Consider the following 21,073-nt stretch of genomic DNA (forward strand, 5'->3'; position numbering starts at 1 on the left):
TCCCCCAGTCCCGGATAAACCCCGGAGGAATGGTCCGGGGCCAGCACCTTTCGGAGGAGATTCAGGAACGGATGGGAACAGCAACCGCGTCCACGAGTCCGCTAGGTTCGTTGGGTTCGCTGGGTTCGCTCCACTGGCTGCCCTGCAGATACTCCTCGACGCCCCATTTACGCCGTACCTGTGTCAATGAGCCCTCAGTGCGCACGTAGACAGCCGGCAGGTACTCGATGAACATCGACTGGTAGCACATCGTGTACGCCCCGACTTTATAGAAGACGACCCGATCGCCTTCTGCGAGTTCGGGTTCATCCCGCAAATGGAGAAGTCGATCATCCTCCATGCAGGTGAAACCGCTGATGATCTGCTCCTGGCAGGACTCGGTCGATTCGGTGTCGAGGCTGAACTCATACTCGCGTCGACGACGGAAAAGCGGATCGATATTGGTCCGGCTGGCATCCGTGACCACGAACCTGCGGGAACCGACATCCTTGACATCGAGGACGCTGGCATGGAACTCCACCGGAACGGCGATCAGCGAGCCTCCCGGCTCGACGATCAGACAGGTCCGCTGCGGGTCGACCACCTGGTCGAGCGCCTCCCGGATGGCAATGACGTAATCATCAAACGTCGGGCTGCGGTCCTCACTGCCGAAGAAGCCACCGCCGATATCGATCCAGTCGAGCTCGAGACCCCGGGAGGTGATCAGCTCAGCCGCAACCGTCGCCGATGCCCGGTAGACATCCAGGCTCTGAGAACGGGAATTGCGGTGCATGTGCAGGCCTGCGATCCGCACCCCGGCGGAGGTGAGTTCCGAGATCATCTGGTCAAGCTCGCCATTGTCCGCGTTGAATCCGAAGCGGCTGCCCTCATCTCCGGTGGTGCTCTCTCCCGGGCAGCGGGCCTCAAGGTCCCAGTTGACGCGCAGTCCGACCGCAAATTTGGTCTCCGGCATTTCACGGGCAAGCTCGGCGGTCCAGGCCACCTCACGCTTCGAGTCCAGGTTGGTGATGGCCCCTTCCAGGAGTGCCGACCGTAGACGGGCGCGGCTCTTGATCGGCCCGTTGTAGACGATGCGGTCCGGCTCATAGCCCAGTGCGAGCGCCAGCTGGTATTCCGTATCCGAGACCACCTCCGCCCACACACCACGGTCACGCATATAGGCCACCAACCAAGGCAGTGAGTTGGTCTTGAAGGAGTAGGACAGGATCGAGTGCGGCCAGTGTGTGTCAAGAGCCTGCTGGAAGCGGCTGACAAACCCATCGAGCACAGGTTCATCGATCACGAAGGCCGGTGTGGGCGGATTCAGTTCTGAAGCGTGGTCTGAACGCTGCATGGCGCCATTCCCTTTGCTGATAGTCTGCTGATAACTTGTGCAAAGTGTGACACACATCAGTGCTATCCGGGCGTTTTCAGCGATCACCGCACCAGCTTGCCCTAATCAGGGAACCCCGCCCGGGAACAGAAAAAGTCCCGGACCACTAGGGTCCGGGACTTGATCTCACTGAAGAAGTTGGTAGCGGGGGCAGGATTTGAACCTACGACCTCTGGGTTATGAGCCCAGCGAGCTACCGAGCTGCTCCACCCCGCGTCGGGTGATTCTTCATTCACCTCACCGAAACCGCTTGTTAACTTAAGAAGTTAACCTGCACTCTCGGCGACAAGAAAGAACTATACCGGCCACACCCCGTTAATGTAAAATCCCATAAATTGGGTTAAGGGACAAAATGTGTGCTTTTGGGGTCCTGGATTCCTGGCCTGGCCAGCGTTAACACCGGCCTTCTGTGTCTCGGGGTCCACAAAACCCACAAAACCACGAAGATCCCGCACCCAAGTGACATCCTGTGCTAGGCACAGGACTACACCAGCTAGGTGAACAAAACACGACCTACATGCCAGGTAAGCGCCAGGCCCATGAGGAGAAACGGCACGACCCCCCGAGGCTCGCCACCTTCGTGGTGCACCACCTGCACAGCCTCGGCCACCACTACCCGCCCAGATAGCCAACACGCCTCGGACTACGGCCGCGAGGATGGCCGCCCCGCAGGCTACGACACCCGCGCCACCCTCACACCGACGAACTCTCTCGAGACTCGCCACGGACGGCTAGGCCGACAACCCAGCTACCACCCTAAAAACGGGATCCAACAACCGCAACCAGCCTGAGCAGGGAAAGCACACAAAATGTCCCTTAAATCGACACGCCGTAAAAGCACACATTTTGTCCCTTAACCCCATAAATTCAGCTCTTAAGAAGAGCCCTGGCGGCAGAAACAGAAAAAGTCCCGGACCACTAGGGTCCAGGACTTGATCTCACTGAAGAAGTTGGTAGCGGGGGCAGGATTTGAACCTACGACCTCTGGGTTATGAGCCCAGCGAGCTACCGAGCTGCTCCACCCCGCGTCGGGTGATTCTTCATTCACCTCACTGAAACCGCTTGTTAACTTAAGAAGTTAACCTGCACTCTCGGCGACATGAAGGAACTATACAGACCAGACGCGGGGAACCAAAATCCCCTGCTCAAGCAGCTTTTCTACTCACCGCTGACGCTCTGAAAATCCTCGACTGCAGCATCGAGTTTATCCAGGGCACGGCCATACTCCTCGTGGGAACCCTCGCGGGCGGATTCAATTCCGCTGAGGGCATCATTGATGCGCTGGATGGCTTCACCCTCGGTACCGCTGCCGCTTGCCGGCTGGGTGGCGTCTTCGGTCGGGGTCTCGGCAGTGGTGCCCTCGTCCCCGTTCACCGGCGCCGCCTGGTCCGGATCAACGGCATCATCCGGCGCAAGCTCAAGGTCCTGGGCGGCACGCGGATCAATGCTGACCTGTGCCAGTGCCTCGGAGATGGTCGGAGCGTAGCCGACCCGGCCCTTGTAGGAGACGAGCACACGCAGCAGCTTCGGGAAGGCCGAGGCCTGGTCCTTACGCTGTGAATAGATCGGCTCAACGTAGAGGATCTCTCCTCCACCGACCGGCAGGGTCAGCAGGTTACCGTTGAGAAGATCGTTGGTGCCCTCCCATAGGGTGCGGTCCCTGGCGATCTGGTCGGAGGACATCATGATGTCCTGCGCCTGGCGCGGGCCCTGGGTCTGAGTGTTCGTCGGCAGCACCCGGACGGTGATCTGACCGTAGTTCTGCGGATCAGAGGTCACGGTCATGTGCGCAGAGAGGAACTGACGGTTCAGGCCACGGTAGGGAGTGATCAGCTGGAAGCTGGAGTCATTTTCCTCGGTGGCGGGATCGTCGGCGACGATGTAGTACGGCGGTTGTGCCAGCCCCTGATCGCCACCCGGTGCGGTCGGGTCGCTCGGGACAGACCAGAAGGCGTCGTTAGTGAAGAAGACTCCCGGGTCGCTGACGTGGTAGCGGGCCAGCAGCTCTCGCTGGACCTTAAAGAGGTCCTCTGGGTAGCGCAGGTGCTCACGCAGCTCATCGGAGATCTCGGATTCCGGCTTCACGGTGTCCGGAAAGACCCCCTGCCAGGCCTTGAGGACGGGGTCCTCGGTATCGAACTCGTAGAGCTCAACGGAACCGTCATAGGCATCCACCACGGCCTTGACCGAGTTGCGGATATAGGAGACCTCGTCGGCGATAAAGCTCTGGTTTCCACCTGGGTTCAGGGCATCCTCAGTGGCCTCGGTCAGCGAGGTGCGCTCTGAATAGGGCAGGCTGTCGAGGGTGGTGTAGCCGTCGACGATCCATTTGATGCTGCCGTCAATCACGGCAGGGTAGGCCTTGGAGTCGGTGGTCAGCCAAGGGGCGACCTTCTCCACCCGCTCCCGCGGGTCACGCTCGTAGAGGATCCGGGACTCCCCGCCGACGCGGTCGGAGAGCAACAGGTTCATCTCCTGATAACGCAGGGCATAGGCCGCACGGTTGAAGAGATTACCCAGACCGACGCCACCGTCACCGGTGTAGGTGTAGCTGGTGGTGTCAGTGTCGTACTCGACGGGGCCGGCACCGTTGTCGCCGACAATGGCGTAGTCCGCGCCGTCGGTAGCCGAAGCGATGACCGGCCCATAGTAGATTCGCGGCTGGTCCACGGCCATCCCGAGCTCTTCAGCCTCGGCGCGCAGCGTGTCATTCGCCATGCTGTTGAGGTCGGAGACCACATACTCAGGGTAACCACCACGGGTGGATCCGACATCGCGGGCAACCTCATCGACCCGGTTAGCCGGGGCGGCGATCAATCCGTTGCCGTGGGTGTACACGGTGTGGCGGTTGATCCAGTCCTGCTGGTTCTCCTGCAGGGAGTTCGGGTTCATCTCACGGGCGGCGACAACGAAGTCACGCACCTCACCCTCAACCTCGTAGCGGTCCATCGCCAGGGTTTCCGGGAAGCCGTAGAAGTTGCGCAGCTGCTGCTGCTGGGTGAAGGTCGGTGAAAGGATCTCCGGATCCAGCAGACGGATATTGGAGACGGTGGCCTCATCAGCTGCGACGTCCTCATCCGTAGCGCTGTCCGCACCCCAGTTATTCATGAAGGTGACGTCCTCCTCGGTCAGCCCGTAGGCGTAGCGGGTGGACTCGATGTTGCGGGCGATATAATCGGATTCCTTTTCGGCCCGGTTCGGGTCGACGGAGAAACGCTCGAGCATCATCGGCCAGGCGGTGCCGACCACCAGGGAGCTCAGCACGAGCAGCACGGTGGCCAGCGCCGGGATCCGCAGGTCCTTGATGACGATCGCAGAGAAGAAGGCGATGGCAACTACCGCGGCGATGACCATCAGGATGATTTTGGCCGGCAGCATCGCGTTGATGTCCGTGTAGGAGGCGCCGGTGAAGGTGTCATTGCTTCCCTGCAGCAGGCCATAGCGGTCCAGCCAATAACCGGCCACACGGAGCACCATCCACAGGCCCGCAGTAACCGCGAGCTGGATGCGCGCCGGGCGGGAGACACTGCCCTTGAGACCGGCAGCTTGGTTGCCCACCCGGATCCCGCCGGTGAGGTAGTACCCCACCAGCGAAATCAGGAAGGCGATGACCAGCAGGGTGGAGAAGGTTTCCAACAGCAGGCGCAGTGCGGGGAGGGTGAAGGCGTAGAATCCGAGATCCATGCCGAACTGCGGATCCGTCTCACCGAATGATTCACCATTGATGAACATCAGCACCGTGCGCCAGGTGTTCTGGCCGATAAAGCCGGCAAAGATGCCGACGATCACGGGCAGTCCGATGAGCAGCACCTTTACGGAGCGTTCGATCATGATGCGGTACTGGTAAATCGGTGAGTTCGGGTCTTCGCTGAGGATATCCCGGGGTCGGTTACGCCAGGTGAACCAGGCGGCCGCCCAGACAATTAAGCCTGAGATAATTCCGAAAACGAGGAAGAGAACGATCCGGGCGACGACTACCGTGGTGAAGACACCACGGAAGTCGACCGAGCCGAACCACTGCCAGTCGGTGTACATGCCGACGAACATCGGGGCCAGAATCACCAGCGCCGCAACGACACCTATGATCCAGCTAAGTATTCGTGTTGATCTTCTCATGGCAGGGGAGGGTTGTGAAAGGCCGGACGCCACTTCAACTCCTTATAAATGGGGATACCGGGTATTCTCCCACCTTACGGTTTTTCTCACCCACTTGACCAACAAAGAAAGTAGTCATGACTTCACCAGAGCTCTCAGAACAGGTACTCAACAAGGCAATGCTGGAGGCGGTGGAGTTCGTCCACGCCGAAGAATGGGACGCAGCCCCGACGCTCTTCGCCCTCGTCCCCTCCCATTTGCTGAGTGATCAATTGGATGAGAATGAGGATTCTCCGTTGACTCTCGTAGTCCAGGACAACCTCCCGGATAATCTCGAAGCCGGTTCGGAGGCCTTGGCCGACTATGTCTCCCGTATCGCCTGGCCGACCCAGATTGTCGGTGTGGTGCTCGCACAGGAAATCAAGTTCCGGGACACCAGCAGTTCCGATACCGCTCCCCGCCCCGCCCGGCTCTTCTCCGGGGTGTTGCGTTCTGAGGTGGAGCTGACCCTGCTGCAGCTGCGTCCGACGGATGACGAGCTTGCTGAGCGTGGCCCCTTCGCCGAAGATGAGATCGAGCTGCGCGGCGGACCTACCGTCGCCCCGGGTGTCATTGAGGCTCTGCGTTATGGCCTGGAGCTGGATCCGGCCGAATTTGATATGGACTAGCCTGCGCTAACCTGGATTAGACTGTGCCTCACACAGACCTGTGATTCACACATCTGTAAAAATCATCAATCCCGCCGGTACCCCGGCGAACCCTCAGGAGAGGCCCACCGTGTTTAACCCCCGTCACCACTTCGCCCGCCTAGCTCTCGCCGTGGCAGCAGTCCCGGTGCTGGGGCTGGGTCTGGTCGCGTGTGGCGGGAATGAGACTCCGCCGGAGGATACGGTCACGGCAGAGTCGTCCTCCGCTTCCTCGGTGTCGGCCACGCCCAGCGATGGGCCAGCGACCACCTCCCCGGAGACAGCGGATGAAACGACATCCGGCAGCACCACCACGCAGCGCACCGCTGAGGGGGCCATTGATGAGAGTGTCGCCGAGGTCGCTGAGGAGTTCGCTTCGCTGGCTCCGGCCTCGTTGTTCGCGCAATTCGATTCCTGTAACCCGAGTGGGCTGGAGGGATCCTGGCAGTGCGCCGGTTCGAAGATCGGCCAGTTCCAATTCTTCAGTGGTTCCGCGAAGGCCGCCTCGACCACCCAGCTGCTCACCGAGCTGCGCAGCTCCCGGGTGGTGGAGGATACCGGGGACCGTGTGGTGGGTTGGTCGACGTTGGGCACCACCGCGGTGATCACGGTCGTCGATAATGATCGTGGTCTGGTGATGCAGCAGATGATCAGCTCCGACCGGGAGGACCCGGAGGATCTGATCTACGAACTGGGTCTGGCGGAGCCGACGGCTGCCGAGGAGTCGGAGTCCTTCTCCTCCGGAACGCGTAGCTCCGGCGAGGCGAATATCGAAGAGGCTTAGTCAGCCGCGCAGGTCTCGTAGTCCCCGCCGGTGGCAAAGGCATCCATCTGTTCGATGGCATGTTGCAGGGTATCCACCTTGAGGATGGTCATGTCTCCGTGGTCCCGGCTGGTGGCTTCGGCACAGTTCGCGGCGGGTGCGAGGAAAACCTCCGCCCCGATCCCCTCTGATGCGGTCACCTTGTGCACGATGCCGCCGATCGGTCCGACGGTGCCGTCCTCGGAAATGGTGCCTGTACCGGCCACGAAACGTCCGCCGTTAATCTGGCCGGGGCTGAGCTTATCGACGACCGCGAGGGAGAACATCATGCCCGCGCTCGGGCCGCCGATATCTTCGAGGTGGTAATCCACCTGAACTCCGGTGGCCGAAGATGAGGACATGGTGATCCCCAAAAAGCCCATCGAGGCATCCTGTGGGTGCTCCCCCAGCTGGATCTCAAGGTTCTTCTCCTCATCGCCGCGGCGGATGTCCAGGGTGACGGTGTCCCCCGGCCCCTTGGACAGGACCTGTTGCCGGATCTGGCCGGGTTCTTCCACCTGGGTGCTATCGACCGCGAGAATCACATCTCCGGTTTCCACGACCCCCTCGGCTGCGACACCGTCCAACACCTCAGCGACCTCAACCTGGAGCGGCAGCCCGAGGTGGTTCATCGCGGCAACAGTGGCGGCGGCCTCGGAGGAGGAAAATGCTATCTCATTGAGTTCGCGGACCTCATCCGGGGATTGGTTAGGCGGGAACACCTGCTCTAGTGGCACCAGGGTGTCCCCGGTGGTCAGCCAGCGGCCGAGCGTCTGTGGCAGGGTCATGCCACTGCGGACGGAGACCGTGGTCATGTTCAGATTTCCGGCCACCTCATCGGTCTCCGCCCCGCTGACCGCCACCACCTCCTCGCCATCAACCTCCCCGAGGGTGTTGAAGGTGGGGCCGGGCCCCTCCGCGGCATAAGGCACGGTCAGGGCAATGTCTGTTCCTGGAATGGTCTCAATGGAGACGAGTCCAGTGAGCAGGATGACGGGGATTGCCCCCCAGATCAGAGTTCGGCTTCGGCGTGACACCCTGCTCAGGTTACCCGTGTTCGCTGTCAGCGTTAACAATCCCATAGCTTGAAAGGGCAGGCCCCTTGTAGATTAAGTGGTATGAACTCCAATGGTTTCGGCTTTAATTTCGGCAATGACGATGACGATGATGAACGTCGTGACAACCAGAACCCCTTCGGTGGGTTCGGTTCCGGCGGATTGGGTGACATGCTCAACCAGTTCGGCCAGATGCTTTCGGGCATGGGTTCCTCCATGAACTCCCCGGAAGGTGCTGGGCCGGTCAATTACGCCCTTGCGGAACGCATCGCCCGACAGCAGATCGGCAAGGTGGAACCGGTTCGTGATCAGGACCGGAAGGCCGTTGAGGAATCTGTCCGACTCGCTGAGCTGTGGCTCGAAGACGCCACCATCCTCCCCACGTCCAATGGCCCGGTGGAAACCTGGAATGCCGAGGACTACCTGAGCAAGACCCTGCCGATGTGGAAGCGCCTGGTCTCCCCCGTCGCGGAGCACATGAATGAGGCCCAGCTGGAGTCGCTGCCCGAGGAAGCCCGCCAGATGATGGGCCCGATGCTGCAGATGATGAACCAGATGTCCGGCATGAACTTCGGGATGCAGCTGGGAAACGCCCTGGGAGATCTTGCCGCCCAGTCGCTGACTGGTTCTGATTTCGGTCTCCCGGTCGCCCCCGCCCCCACCATCGCGGTACTTCCCAAGCATGTTTCCCGGATCGCCAAGGACCTGAACATCGGTTCCCAGGACGTGATGGTCTATATCTGCACCCGCGAGGCTGCCCGCCAGCGGCTGTTCAAGCATGTGCCGTGGTTGGTTGAGCGCCTGGTGTCCTCGGTTGAGGAATACGCCGTGGGTCTGGTCATTGACACCTCCCATATTGAAGAGGCGACCCGCTCCCTCAACCTGGAGTCCGGGGACCCGGCTGCCATTCAGGAAGCCATGTCTCAGCTGCAGAACATGGATCTCTCCCCCAAGATCAGCTCCCGCAACGCCGGTGCTGTCACCCGCCTGGAAACCCTGCTGGCGCTGGTTGAAGGTTGGGTCGAGTTCGTGGTCACCAAGGCCATGGGCGAGCGTATCCCCACCACCGGCGCCCTGAATGAGGCGTGGCGACGCCGCCGTGCCACCGGGGGCTCCGCGGAGCAGGCCTTCGCCAAGGTCGTCGGTATCGAATTCGCCGCCCCCAAGGTCGCCGAGGCCATGGAGCTGTGGCGCCGGGTGGATCAGGCGGTGGGTCAGGAACGGCGTGACTCCGTCTGGGACCACCCGGACTTCCTGCCCGCCGCCGGCGACCTGGACAACCCCGCCCAGTTCATCGATGGCCTCCTCGATGCAGGTGATGTCGAGGGCTTTGATCCGATCGCCGAGATCACCCGCCTTGAGCAGATGCTCGCTGAGGGAGACAAGAACGAGGGCGAGAAGAATGAGGACGACAAGAACGAGGGCGAGACGGACGACCCGAAAGAGAACTAGCTGAAACGCTGGTAGGCCTCCAAATACCCATTGGCTCTCTCCGCCTTGGGGGTCCGGTTGGCCCACTCCCAGAACTCAGCGGTGTGTCCACCGCTGACAAAGGTGTGCGTGAGTTCGTGGACGATCACCGCATCCAACACATAATCGGGGACCTCCCGCAGCCGATCTGAGATTCTGATGTCGGCGGTCGCGGTGGAGCAGGATCCCCAACGCTGCCGCTGATTTCCCACGAAACGGATGGACCCGATCCGGGCCTGCCCGCCGAGTACCTCCCGGTTGAGCTGTTCGGCCCGGAGCTGCAGTGCATCATCTGAACGGTGGCTGCTGACGGACTTCTGCCGCACCTTGGCCACCAATTCCGCCACCACCTTCGTCTCCTCCGCTTTAGTCATGCGGGCGGGGATCCGGACCTCGATCTTCTCGCCCACCAGCCGGGCCTGGGCGGTTCGGGTCCGTCGCGCTGAGCGGATCACTTCAATTTCCGGGGATGCCATGACACCCGAGTTTATCTGTGGTGCAATGACTCCTCGGGGGTTGAAACGTGATTGAACTGATATTGGCGCCGGGGGCGCATGTTTTTCTACGCGGTAGGGATGCCGTGCAATTCGGGGTGGACGCCACCCGGGCCGGGGTTATCGAGACCGATCAGGCGCCGGGGTTGGCCAGTGCCCTCTTGGGCGCGCGCCGCCCGATGAGTCGAACTGATTTGGAAACCAAGATCAAGGCTGTTGGTTTCAGTATGGCGGCGGCCCGCTCACTGGTAGCGGATCTGGTGTCTTATCGGATCCTGGTGGCACCGCCGGGCGGTTCGCTGATCATTCTCGGTCGTAGCCGCCTGGCTCGGAGCACGGCTTCCCTCGCGGAGGAATCCGGGATGTCCGTCCGGGCGCCCTTGCTCGGTGAGTCTGAGTATTCCTATCTCTCGCATGCCGATGTTGATGTACCGGTGCTGGTGATTGACCGGCTGGCACACTCCCGGACCATGGCTCCGCTGCTCTCGCGCTTCGCCCGCACCTGGGTGCCGGCAGCCATCCTGGATGGTCGCGGTGTCATCGGCCCGCTGCGGATCCGAGGTGAGGGCCCCTGCCCGATGTGCCTGGATCTGCATCGTTCAGACCGTGACGGCCGCTGGTATCCCACGGTCAGTCAGCTGCCGGGTGGACCGCATACCCCGGATCCGCTGACGCTCGCGGCAACGGCGGCCCGGGTGGTCACGGTGGCCCAGCAGCTGCTGGGGCGGCATCTGGAACCGCCGGGCTCCCCGCGTCGGCAACTGCTGGCGGGGTCTTACCTGGAGGTTGATCCCCGTAGTCCCGCTGACCAGTACAGCATCATCACGCCGCATCCCCGGTGTCCGGTCTGCTGGTATTACTGAAAGCCGCCCAACACGGCAAGTAACCCGGCCCCGTATTTCTCGAGTTTGGCCGGCCCGATCCCCGAGACGTCGAGCAGCTCGGCCTCCGAGCGCGGCAGTGCCTCTGCCACGGCCATCAGGGTGGCATCGGTGAAGACGATATAGGCCGGCACCTGCATGTCACGGGCTACCTCCGAGCGCCAGGCCCGCAATCCCTCGAAGACCCCTTCATCGGCGTCGGAGGGACACTCCGAGCAGCGTCCGAGGACTTTCTCGCCCGGGCTATTGAGCGGGCGACCGCAGTTGCGGCAGCGGCTCGGGCGCACACTGCGCGGCGGGACCTGCGTCAGGTCAGGTTCCGGCACGATGCCATCGAGGAAGCGGGTACGCTTGCGGGACTTCCGGCCGCCTTCCTGCCGGGCAAAGGACCAGGAGCAGTACAGGTGCTCGCGGGCACGGGTGACACCGACGTAGAAGAGGCGACGTTCCTCCTCGACCTGGTGGTCTCCGGCTTTGATGGCATGGCTGATGGGCAGGGTGTTCTCCACCAGGCCAACCAGGAAGACCGCATCCCATTCCAGGCCCTTCGCCGCGTGGAGTGAGGCCAGCGTGACACCTTCCACCGTGGGGGGATGCTTGGATTCGGCACGTTCGCGTAGCTTTCGGAGCAAGGTCGGCAGGTCCAGATCCGGGGTGGCCCGGCCGAGTTCCTCCACCAGTTCCACCAGTGCGTTGAGGGACTGCCAGCGTTCCCGGGCCTGCGCGCCCTCGGGCTCGGCCGAGGACAGCCCCAGCGGGGCCAGGACGGCGCGGACCAGGCGATGTAGCTCGCCTCCGATGGCTTCTTCGGGGAGATCGGAACGGGCGGCGGTACGCACCAGTTCGCTGATCGCCTGTTTGACCTCATTGCGGTTGAAGAATCCTTCACCACCGCGGACCTGGTAGTTGATCCCGGCGTCGGCAAGCGCCTGTTCGAAAGCCGCGGACTGCGCATTGATGCGGTAGAGCACGGCAATCTCGGAGGCCGGAATACCCTGATCCAGCAGGGTGAGGATCCGCCCGGCAATCTCCCGCGCCTCGGTGGGCTCATCATCGAAGGACTGGAACTGTGGGTCCGGCCCCGCCGGGCGCATGCCCTGTAGTTCGAGGCGGGTACCGGCCACCCGCCCGGTGGCCTGGCCGATGACGGTATTGGCCAGGTCCGTGATCTGCGGTGTGGAGCGGTAATCCCGCTGCAGCTTGACCACGGTCGCATTCTCATAAGTCCGCGAGAAATTCAGCAGGTGGTCCGGGCTGGCCCCGGTGAAGGAGTAGATGGTCTGGTTGGCGTCGCCGACCACGGTCAGATCATCGCGCTCCCCGAGCCAAGCCTGGAGCACCCGCTGCTGCAGCGGGGTCACGTCCTGGTACTCGTCGACGACAAAGGTGCGGTACTGCTCCCGGAATTCCTCCGCCACCGCCGGCGAGTTCTCCAGGGCGCCAGCGGTATGGATGAGCAGGTCATCGAAGTCCAACAGCATGCCATCGCTATTGGACTTGGCCTGCTCATAGCGACGGTAGATTTCAGCGACCTTTTCCGCGGGCACCGGTGGGGTGCGATTGGTGCCCTGGATCGCCTCCGGGTACTGGTCGGCGGAGATCAGCGAGGCTTTGGCCCATTCGATTTCACTGAGCAGATCCCGGATGTTCTCGGTTTCACTGCCCACGCCGACCGAGCGCGCGGCCCGGCCGATCAGCGGGAATTTATTGTCCAGCAGCCGCCAGGGCAGGTCACCGGCGACCTGTGGCCAGAAGTACATCAACTGCTTCCGGGCGGCGGCGTGGAAGGTTCGTGCCTGCACCCCACCCACTCCCATCAGGCTGAGCCGATGACGCATTTCACCCGCCGCCCGGGAGGTGAAGGTCACCGCCAGCACCCGGTTGGGGCTGACGAATCCCTGCTCGATCAGGTGCGCAATGCGGTAGGTGATGGTGCGGGTTTTGCCGGTACCCGCGCCAGCGAGAATGCACACCGGGCCACGCGGGGCGGTGGCCGCGACGCGCTGATCGGAGTCCAGGTCCTCGAGGTTGAGCATATGGTCCTCTCTCAGTGACGGCTGAGCCAGTCGGTGATCATGTGGTGGGCAATCGACCCGGCGCGCGGCAGCGGCAGGTCCGGTATTTCTTCGGGGCCCACCCAGCAGATCTCAGCGAGTTCGCCATCGGTCTCGGCGATGGCGTGGCGATCGTGGGTGGTGGTGTGGAAGCCGATCATCAGCGATCCGCTCGGGGGCCAGGGTTGGCTTCCCCAGTAGTGGACCTGCTCCGCCCGTCTGCCGGTTTCCTCCATCACCTCGCGGGCGAAGGCCTGCTCCAGGCTTTCACCGGGGTCGACGTAGCCGGCGATCAGGGAGAAGAAGTCGTGCTGGACATTGCGTCCGAGCAGGATCTTGTCCTCCCCTGCCAATTCGATGATGCCGATCACGGCAGGGTCGATGCGGGGGAAGAGCAGCTTGGTGGTTTCTCCACGGGCGACCACACCGTCCTCGTCATAGCTGAGCGGGCTGCCGTCGGCCGGGTCGAAGCGGAAGTTATCGCGGTGGCGCAGGATCGCCGATGCCCTGGCCAGGGCGGGTTCGGTGATGAACTCCAACCCGTCGGCGATCTCGCCGCCGACCTCGGCGGCCTGCTTATCGACGAACCCGGAGCCGACGCGGACGGCCCAGGTCTCGGCGTCGATACGCACGGCCTCACCGCCATGGGGACGCTCGGACAAATATGGCCGGCCCTCGGTGAGCACATAGCGGTTGCGGGCGTCGAGGCAGAGGTAGCGGTTCATTAGTGTTCTCCACTCATGCGACGGATATAGAGCAGTCGGTCACCGGGTTCCACGCTCTCGGCTTCCGGGGAATCGATGCGGTAGAGCTCGCCGGAGCGGACCACACCGAGCACGATATCGGCCAGGTGGCGAGGGTTGGCACCCACCTCATCCTCGCCGATGGGGCGCTCCGCGACGGAGAAGCCATCATCCGGGGAGAGCAGGTCCTCCATCATCTCCACCACAGTGGGAGTCACGGTGGCCAGGCCCAGCAGGCGGCCGGCGGTCTCGGAGGAGATCACCACCGAATCCGCACCGGACTGTTCCAGCAGGTGCTGGTTCTCAGATTCCCGGACACTGGCGACGATCATGGCGGAGGGCGCCAATTCCCGCACCGACAGCGTCACCAGGACGGCGGTGTCATCGAGGTTGGGGGCCACGACCACGGCGCGCGCCCGGTTGACCCCGGCGATCTTGAGGACATCTGCCTTGGTGGCCGAACCATGCACGGTCACCAGTCCCTGGTGTTCAGCGCGGGCGAGCACGCTGCGGTCCTCGTCGATGACGACGATACTGCCGGGCTTCACGCCGTCGGCAAGCAAGGCGGCGACGGCGGAACGGCCCTTGGTGCCGTAGCCGACGACGATGGTGTGGTTGCGCACTTTTTTCCTCCAGCGCTGAATCTGCAGCGAGCGGCGGGATTCTTCGGTCAGCACCGCGAGGGTGGTACCGACCAGCAGAACCACGAAGGCGATGCGGATTGGGGTGACGATGATGATGTTGATCAGTCGGGCTGACTGCGTGACCGGGGTGATGTCGCCATAACCGGTGGTGGAGAGTGACACCGCCGAGTAGTACATGGCGTCAATGAAGGTCAGCTCCTCAGAGTAGCCCGCCTGATCGACATAGACGATGATGGCAACGGCGAGGAGCAGCCCCAGGGCGTAGCCGAGGCGGCGCAGGATCATCCACCAGGGGCCGATCCGGCGTTGCCCCGGGATCCGGATGACCTCCAGGAGGGCGTGGTGGGGAAGGTCGCTGAGTTCCCCTTCACTGCGGAATCGCTCGCGGATTCGCGATCGCATTGTTGTTCTCCTTCTCACCCGATGCTGCGGTTGCCCCTAAACTCTAGTGCTCCCCTGCTCGATCAGTGCCGCCAACTTGGCCGCGTCGGGAATGACATCAGGTTCGAAGGTGTGGTTCTGGCCGACATAATGGAAAGCCGCACGTACCTTCGGGGCCGGCTCGCCCTCCCTGGTACGTAACTGTGCCCAGGCCAGGCGGTAGACGGCCAGCTGGATGATCGCCGCCTGCATCTCCGGGCCGCTCGGTGGTTGGCCGGTCTTCCAGTCCACCACGATCCACTCATCTCCCTGCCGGAAGACGGCATCCATCCGGCCCCGGACCACGCGGTCGCCGATGGAGACCTCGAAGGGCTGCTCGACGAATTCCGGGGTGCGGTCCGCCCATTGGCTCTCGAGGAAGGTCTCCTTGAGCCGGATAAGTGCCGCACCCGATACCTCTTCCTCACCGAGTCCGGGTAGCTGATCCTCATCCAGGAGGGCGCTGGCCCCGAAGCGGTCTTCCAGCCACTGGTGGAAGGCGGTGCCGCGTTTGGCGTAGGTGTTGGGTCGGAAGGGCACCGGGCGGCGCATCCGTTTGGCGAACTGCTCCGGATTATTCTTCAACGCCACCAGATCAGTGGCGGTCAGCTCCTGGGTCAGCGGCACATCAATCACCGCCGCTGAGAGGGACTCATATTCCTCGATCAGGGCGGTGGTCTCCCGCTCCCACAGGTCGAAGAGGGCACCATCGGTGTTGTGCTTCGGGATGTCCCGGAGTGCCTCGAGGACCTGCGCCGCCCCTTCCCTGACATTCGGGGAGACCTTGAGGTGGGGGAAGATTCCCTCGGCGGGGGCGGGCAGCTGCGGGGGTTCGCTTTCCTCCTCATCTTCACCGAACCAACCGTGCACCGACTCCGGGGCGATCCGGCGCAGGATCTCGAGGTTCTCATAGGGGTTGCAGGTGGTGCCGGTATCGCTGAGCCGGGAGGCGGAAACCAGCAGGGCATGCTCGGCGCGGGTCACCGCCACGTAGAAGAGGCGGGTGTTCTCCTCGGCCTGCGCCCCGCGGACCTCCCCGAGATATTCCTTGCAGGCGTCCTCGAACTCCTTGCGGTTTTCCGCCACGCCCTCGAGCTGCGGCGAGGACTGCGCATCGCCCCGGAGTGCCGCCGGGATCTCCTCCACCCGGGTCAGCCAGGTCTCCGCCTTCGCTGAGTAGGTGCGGTCATCGGCGTGCATCACGGCCACGTGCTGCCACTCCAGTCCCTTAGCCTTGTGGACGGTCATGATCTGCACCCGGTCACTACGCACCACAACCTCCCCGGGGTCCAGCCCATTGTCACTTGACTTGGCTTGTTCGAAGTAGCTCAGCAGACCGCGCAGGGTGGCGCCGGGGATCGCGGCGAAGGAGGCAACCTCCTCGGCCAGCCGGTCCAGGTGGGTGGTGCCCACCGCGCCGTCGGTGCCCGGCTCCCGGCGCGCCAGCACCTCAGTGCGCACGCCGATGACCTGCTCAATCTCGGAGAAGAGATCAGTCAGCGAGTGCGAGAGGTTCCGGGTGCGCAGGTGCCGCAGCTCAGCGGCCAGTTCCCGGAGCCGGAAATAGCCCATGGGGCTGTAGCGCTCGGGTTCCCCGAGGTCGGCGATGGCATCCGCCAGCCCCACCACCTCTTCGGGGTCAGCGGGCAGGGTATCGGCGATGATCTGTTGCAGGCGATCGATGGGTTCTTCGGAAAGTTCCACCACATTGCGGTTCCCCCTCACCCGCCCCGCCAGGTTTGCCGCTCGCTTTGAGAGCGCGCTGATGTCGGCGACCCCGAGTCCGACGTGCGGCCCGGCAAGGATCCGCAGGGCGGCGGTGGTGTCCTGCGGTTTGACCAGGATGCTGGCCACCGCCACCACATCCGCGACCTCGGGAACGTAGAGCAGCCCGGAGAGCCCGACGATCTCATGGGGGATCCCCAGCCGGCCCAGCTCCGCCGCGATCAGTGGCGATGAGACGTTCTTGCGGACCAGTACCGCCCCGGTGAATTCCTCCCCCGCTGCCTTGCGGGCGTGGAAGTGCCCGGCCAGCCACTGGGCCACCGATTCCCGCTCGCTCACGGTGGTGTCGTGGAACTCCAGGCGGACTTCACCGGATGCCGCCTCCGGCTTCGGTTCCAGTGGTTGGACGGTCCGGTCCGGGGACTCCGGTGGTCCGAGCACCTCCCGAGACACGGCATTGGCCAGCTCCAGGATCTCCGGGGGGTTACGCCAGGAGGTGGTCAGCTCCTTCTTCGGGGCCGGGGTGCCGTCCGGGAGCGGGAAGTCATGGACGAAGGCCTCAAGGTTGGCGGAGGTGGCCCCACGCCAGCCGTAGATCGATTGCATGGGATCGCCGACCGCGGTAACGGTCAGCTCGGGATCTCCGCTGCCGAAGAGGCTGCGCAGCAGCACCCGCTGGGAGTGTCCGGTGTCCTGGTACTCATCGAGCATGACCACCTTGAAACGACGTCGTTGCGCCTCGCCGACCTCTGGGTGGGTCTCCGCCAGGTTGGCGGCCAGGCTCATCTGCTCGCCGAAGGTGATGACATTGCGGGCCTTGAGTTCCTGCTTCAACTCCCGGACCAGGGGTAGGAAGTCCTGCCGATGTTCTTGGGTGTCCAGGTAGCCCTGCATTTTCTGGGTTGGTTTATCCGACTGCCGGGGAGCTTTGGGCAGGTTGAGGAAGTTATCCGCGAAGGCCCGGCTCTCCTCCTTCAGCTCCTCCCAGTCGACCATGTGGTTGTCGAGTTCACCGCTCATCTTCAACAGCTTCTCGACGACCGTGGACTCGGCGTTGCCGAGATCCAGGCGGCCGGTGTAATCCCGGACGATCCCCGAGGCGATCTGGTACTGCTCGGTCGAGGTGATCAGCCGGGCGGAGGGTTCCACCTGGGCAAGCAGCCCATACTCCCGGATCAGTCGCCCAGCGTAGGAATCATAGGTGGACACCGTGGGGGTGATGGCCTGGAGGTCTGCGGTGAGCTTGCCGGTGGGGTCGAGGTCGCGGAGTTTCTCCATACCGGCGAGCACTTCCAGACGCCGGCGGATGCGCATGCTCAGCCCCTGGGCTGCCTTGCGGGTGAAGGTCAGGCCGAGGATCTGGTCTGGGGTGGCGTAGCCGTTGGCCACCAGCCACACCACGCGGGCGGCCATGGTTTCGGTCTTGCCCGCACCGGCACCGGCGACCACCAGCAGGGGGCCGGGTGGTGCGCCGATGATGTCGGCCTGCTGTGGGGTGGGGGCGTGCTCCTGCCCGAGATAGCGGGAAAGGAGGACCGGGGAAATAGGTTCAGGCATCGGTGGTCATCTTTCCTTCGGTCTGGACGGGGCAGATCGGTTTGAGGGTGCAGTTCGGGCAGGTGGGGTTGATCCGGGCCAATAGGTTCGGCCCCCGCAACTGAGCGGCTAACCCGGGCAGCGAATCGGCGAGCTCGGCAAGCTCATCAGGGGTTTTCGCAGCCTGCTCACGGGTGTTCGCCTTCCCGTCCTTGAGCTGATTCGCGGGGAAGACCAGCACGCCGCTGCCCACGGTTTCAGTCTCCTGCCCCGGCAGCGGGGCGGTGATGACGCCTTCATTGAGCGCTCCCCGGCTCACCGCCAGCTGATAGACCGCCAACTGGGCATGCTCGGCCATGCGTTTGGCCACCGGCATGTTCTTGCCGGTCTTGAGATCGATGATGTGCAACTCACCAGCCGGATCCCGCTCCAGCCGGTCCATCCGGCCGCGGATCTTCACCTCCGGGGTAATCGGCACCTCCACCTCGACCTCCACTCCGATCAACTCCATGGTGCCGCGGGAGCTCAACCACCGGGCGGTGGAGTCAATCAAGTTCTGCCAGGACCGCAGTTCCGACTCCCGCTGCCAGGCAGGGACCCGGATGAGGTTCTCATAGGCCTCGGTGACCAGTCGTTCCGCCGCCGCGGAATGCGCGCCCCGGGCCAGCGCTTCCGCGAAGGCGTGGACCAGGGTGCCCTTGAGCATGTGGATCGGGGTTTCCTCCTCTTCCTCCACCCGGCTGAGCACGGCATTGAGCGGACAGTTCTGCAGGGCCTCAACCCGGGAGGGGGAAAGGCTGAGCTGCTCATCGGTATTGAGCAGCGCAGTCTCGGAGACCTCGGTGGTGGCCCACCACTGCTCCGGGTTCGCCCCCGGTATCCCGGCGGTGGCCAGCCGGGCCAACTGCCGGGCGGCCTGGTTGCGGAAGTCCTCGCGCAGTGCCGGATCGCACACCCGGCGGCGTAGTTCCGCCACCAGGGAGGAGGCGGAAAGCACCCGGATCGCCGGGGCCATCTCGGCATCGGGCGCTGCGGTGCTCTCCGAGGTCAGGCTCAGCTGGGAGACCTCATCAGCGGCCACCTCATCGAGGAAGCGTGAGGGCTCCAGCTCCGCCTCCGAGTCACTGGATTCCACCGCGGTGACCAGGAGTTGCTGCACCGCACGGTTGGCGGACATGTGGAAGAGCCGGCGTTCCTCGGCCAGTCTTTCGGCAGCGTGTGAGACCGGGGTGCCCGGATCGATGTCCAGGTCAACCAGGTCGATGAGCTCCTCCTGGCCGAAAAGGGTGCCAGTCTCCCCCAGCGAGGGCCAGGTACCCTCCTGAACCCCGGCGAGGATGACAGTATGCCATTCCTGCCCACCGGAACCATGGGCGGTGAGCAGGGTCACCGCATCGGGTTCCACCCCGCGGCGTTCGCGCACCCCGGTGGGGAGTTCCTGCTCGGCGATATGCCGGATGAAGGAGTCGATGCCGGCGGTGGGGCGCCGCTCGGCGTAGTCGCCCGCGGCGTCGAAAAGCGTCATCATGGCATCCAGGTCGCGGTCCGCCTGGGAGCCGGGGGCACCACCCCGCAGGCTCGCCGCCATGAGCCGGTCGGAGAGGCCGGTGGCCTCCCAGAGCGCCCAGAGCACCTCCTCCACTGAATGCCCGGCCTCGCGGGCCGCCGCTCCAGCGACGAGCACACTGCGGATCCGCTCAAGGATGTCCAGCTCACGGTCGGTGAGCTTCTCGGCGAGTTCCGCCCGGTCGAAGGGGTAATCCACCGCGATGAGTTCCCGCAGCACATCAAGGGCGCGGCGGGAGAAGTCGAGCTGACGCAGCCCGCGGAGTAGTCGGCGCAGGGTCACCGGATCAGCACCACCGATGGGTCCGAGCAGCAGGGTCTCCAGGTCGGCGGCGGAGAGCTCGGTGGAGATCGCCCGCACCCCCAGGATCATGCCGGCGACGATGGGTTGCTCCGAGAGCACCACATCGGTGGGGTTGAGATGCACCGGCACCCCGGCGTTGAGCAGCCCGCGGCGGACCGCGGCGATCATGCCGGTGGAGCGGACGATCACGGCGATCTCATTCCAGGGCACCCCCTCCAGCAGATGGGTACGACGGATGGTGTCCGCTATCAGCGCCTGCTGGCTGGAGGAGGTGTCAGTCTTGATCACCCGGCGGTAGGGCGCCCGGAAGGACGGCCCCAGCACCACCTCATGGTCCACCTCCTGCTTCTGCAGGAATTTCGGGTTCGCACCACGGAAGTGGAAGACCGATTGCGCCGGGTCACCGCCGATCACGGTCAGCTTGGCCTGTGCCATGAGCCTGGTGAGCAGCTCCGCGGACTTCGGGTCCAGATGCTGGGCATCATCGATGATCAACGCACTCAGCTCCAGCTCGGGGCGGGGCAACCGAAGTGCCGCCGTGACCAGCTCGGAGGCACTGTAGCTCTGGGTGCCTGCCAAGGCACTGATCTGCTCATACTCGCGCAGGAATTCACCGGCAGCGGACCAGACTGGACGCTGGAACTGCTGCCCCAACTCAATCAGTTCATCCGGGCCGAGACCCCGCTCCACCGAACGCAACAGAAAGTCACGCAACTGGCGGGCAAAACCCACCATGCGCAGGGCGGGCCGATGCGCCACCGGCCAACTGCCCCGCCCGCTGTCCGCGTGTCCCTCCAGTAGTTCCCGGATCACCGAATCCTGTTCCGCACCGGTGATCAACCTGGCCGGCCGATCGCGGCGCAGCAGGGCGAAAGCCAACGAGTGGATCGAACGCACCAGGGTGCCCTCGGACACGTAATTTCCATCCAGCTGGGAGATCAGATCGCGGCGCAACCGGGAGCCGGATTCCTTCGCCGGGGCGATCACCATGATCGTGGCCGGATCCACGCCATCATGGATCAACTTCACGGTGGTATCCACCAGCAGGCTGGTGACACCGGATCCCGCGGGACCGGTGACCCGCCAGGTGCCGGTGGGTCCTGCCAGCAGTTCCGCAGCCTGCCCCGACCACTCCCGCCGCTGCGGTCGCTGCTCCGTGGAAACGAGCCTGACCTTCAACTTTGGCGGCGGGGCGAATCTCTGGGCGGGCGAAAAATCACTCATGC

Annotated in this window: 13 protein-coding genes and 2 tRNA genes; 4 read left to right on the plus strand and 11 right to left on the minus strand. The window is 63.8% G+C overall.

The window, feature by feature from the left end; translation table 11 throughout:
- Window positions 1-61 precede the first annotated feature (61 nt).
- From ACTU46_RS13490 to ACTU46_RS13505, 4 genes are all read right to left on the minus strand, one after another.
- Window positions 62-1,333 (minus strand): hypothetical protein, encoded by a 1,272-nt coding sequence (locus tag ACTU46_RS13490; protein WP_443382542.1) that lies wholly within the window; start codon window positions 1,331-1,333, stop codon window positions 62-64.
- Window positions 1,334-1,511: 178 nt separating this feature from the next.
- Window positions 1,512-1,588 (minus strand) — tRNA-Met (locus tag ACTU46_RS13495).
- Between the two features lie 735 nt (window positions 1,589-2,323).
- Window positions 2,324-2,400 (minus strand) — tRNA-Met (locus ACTU46_RS13500).
- Between the two features lie 130 nt (window positions 2,401-2,530).
- Window positions 2,531-5,521, minus strand: a complete 2,991-nt coding sequence (locus ACTU46_RS13505; protein WP_443382545.1) for a UPF0182 family protein — start codon at window positions 5,519-5,521, stop codon at window positions 2,531-2,533.
- An 83-nt stretch (window positions 5,522-5,604) separates the two neighbouring features.
- On the opposite strand from ACTU46_RS13505, the gene ACTU46_RS13510 reads away from it, so the two are divergent.
- Together ACTU46_RS13510 and ACTU46_RS13515 are read left to right on the plus strand one after the other, a co-directional pair.
- Window positions 5,605-6,135, plus strand: coding sequence for a PPA1309 family protein (locus tag ACTU46_RS13510; protein ID WP_443382548.1), 531 nt, complete (start codon window positions 5,605-5,607; stop codon window positions 6,133-6,135).
- A 109-nt stretch (window positions 6,136-6,244) separates the two neighbouring features.
- Window positions 6,245-6,937 carry a hypothetical protein gene (locus tag ACTU46_RS13515; RefSeq protein WP_443382551.1) on the plus strand — a complete coding sequence of 231 codons (693 nt, stop codon included), beginning with the start codon at window positions 6,245-6,247 and terminating at the stop codon, window positions 6,935-6,937.
- Here ACTU46_RS13515 and ACTU46_RS13520 read toward each other — a convergent pair.
- Window positions 6,934-7,992 (minus strand): YlbL family protein, encoded by a 1,059-nt coding sequence (locus ACTU46_RS13520; protein ID WP_443382554.1) that lies wholly within the window; start codon window positions 7,990-7,992, stop codon window positions 6,934-6,936. The genes ACTU46_RS13515 and ACTU46_RS13520 overlap by 4 nt on opposite strands.
- An 81-nt stretch (window positions 7,993-8,073) precedes the next feature.
- On the opposite strand from ACTU46_RS13520, the gene ACTU46_RS13525 reads away from it, so the two are divergent.
- Window positions 8,074-9,462: a zinc-dependent metalloprotease gene (locus tag ACTU46_RS13525; RefSeq protein ID WP_443382556.1), complete on the plus strand. Its 1,389-nt coding sequence runs from the start codon at window positions 8,074-8,076 to the stop codon at window positions 9,460-9,462.
- Here ACTU46_RS13525 and ACTU46_RS13530 read toward each other — a convergent pair.
- On the minus strand, window positions 9,459-9,956 hold the full coding sequence (locus ACTU46_RS13530) for a SprT-like domain-containing protein (RefSeq protein ID WP_443382559.1): 498 nt from the start codon (window positions 9,954-9,956) through the stop codon (window positions 9,459-9,461). The genes ACTU46_RS13525 and ACTU46_RS13530 overlap by 4 nt on opposite strands.
- 47 nt (window positions 9,957-10,003) lie before the next feature.
- On the opposite strand from ACTU46_RS13530, the gene ACTU46_RS13535 reads away from it, so the two are divergent.
- Window positions 10,004-10,837, plus strand: coding sequence for a TOMM precursor leader peptide-binding protein (locus ACTU46_RS13535; RefSeq protein ID WP_443382562.1), 834 nt, complete (start codon window positions 10,004-10,006; stop codon window positions 10,835-10,837).
- Here the strand turns inward: ACTU46_RS13535 and ACTU46_RS13540 are convergent.
- From ACTU46_RS13540 to ACTU46_RS13560, 5 genes are read right to left on the minus strand one after another with little or no spacing between them, the layout of a single operon-like run.
- Complete coding sequence (locus ACTU46_RS13540; protein WP_443382564.1) at window positions 10,831-12,891, minus strand: ATP-dependent DNA helicase UvrD2; 2,061 nt, start codon at window positions 12,889-12,891, stop codon at window positions 10,831-10,833. The two genes, ACTU46_RS13535 and ACTU46_RS13540, sit on opposite strands and share 7 nt — an antisense overlap.
- An 11-nt stretch (window positions 12,892-12,902) precedes the next feature.
- Window positions 12,903-13,634, minus strand: a complete 732-nt coding sequence (locus ACTU46_RS13545; RefSeq protein WP_443382567.1) for an NAD(+) diphosphatase — start codon at window positions 13,632-13,634, stop codon at window positions 12,903-12,905.
- Entirely contained in the window at window positions 13,634-14,698 is a 1,065-nt protein-coding gene (locus ACTU46_RS13550) for a potassium channel family protein (protein WP_443382570.1), read from the minus strand. Before ACTU46_RS13550 ends, ACTU46_RS13545 begins: the two co-directional genes overlap by 1 nt.
- Before the next feature lie 36 nt (window positions 14,699-14,734).
- On the minus strand, window positions 14,735-17,998 hold the full coding sequence (locus ACTU46_RS13555) for an ATP-dependent helicase (RefSeq protein WP_443382572.1): 3,264 nt from the start codon (window positions 17,996-17,998) through the stop codon (window positions 14,735-14,737).
- Window positions 17,991-21,071 carry a PD-(D/E)XK nuclease family protein gene (locus ACTU46_RS13560; RefSeq protein WP_443382574.1) on the minus strand — a complete coding sequence of 1,027 codons (3,081 nt, stop codon included), beginning with the start codon at window positions 21,069-21,071 and terminating at the stop codon, window positions 17,991-17,993. Before ACTU46_RS13560 ends, ACTU46_RS13555 begins: the two co-directional genes overlap by 8 nt.
- Between the last annotated feature and the right edge of the window lie 2 nt (window positions 21,072-21,073).

This window comes from Corynebacterium sp. A21, assembly GCF_052266655.1.
Taxonomy (GTDB): Bacteria; Actinomycetota; Actinomycetes; order Mycobacteriales; family Mycobacteriaceae; genus Corynebacterium.

Excerpts from the sequence above, each read along its gene's own strand:
- ACTU46_RS13490 (WP_443382542.1), bottom strand. The coding sequence starts at position 1,333 with ATGCAGCGTTCAGACCACGCTTCAGAACTGAATCCGCCCACACCGGCC.
- ACTU46_RS13510 (WP_443382548.1), top strand. The coding sequence starts at position 5,605 with ATGACTTCACCAGAGCTCTCAGAACAGGTACTCAACAAGGCAATGCTG.
- ACTU46_RS13525 (WP_443382556.1), top strand. The coding sequence starts at position 8,074 with ATGAACTCCAATGGTTTCGGCTTTAATTTCGGCAATGACGATGACGAT.
- ACTU46_RS13530 (WP_443382559.1), bottom strand. The coding sequence starts at position 9,956 with ATGGCATCCCCGGAAATTGAAGTGATCCGCTCAGCGCGACGGACCCGA.
- ACTU46_RS13540 (WP_443382564.1), bottom strand. The coding sequence starts at position 12,891 with ATGCTCAACCTCGAGGACCTGGACTCCGATCAGCGCGTCGCGGCCACC.
- ACTU46_RS13545 (WP_443382567.1), bottom strand. The coding sequence starts at position 13,634 with ATGAACCGCTACCTCTGCCTCGACGCCCGCAACCGCTATGTGCTCACC.
- ACTU46_RS13550 (WP_443382570.1), bottom strand. The coding sequence starts at position 14,698 with ATGCGATCGCGAATCCGCGAGCGATTCCGCAGTGAAGGGGAACTCAGC.
- ACTU46_RS13555 (WP_443382572.1), bottom strand. The coding sequence starts at position 17,998 with ATGCCTGAACCTATTTCCCCGGTCCTCCTTTCCCGCTATCTCGGGCAG.
- ACTU46_RS13560 (WP_443382574.1), bottom strand. The coding sequence starts at position 21,071 with ATGAGTGATTTTTCGCCCGCCCAGAGATTCGCCCCGCCGCCAAAGTTG.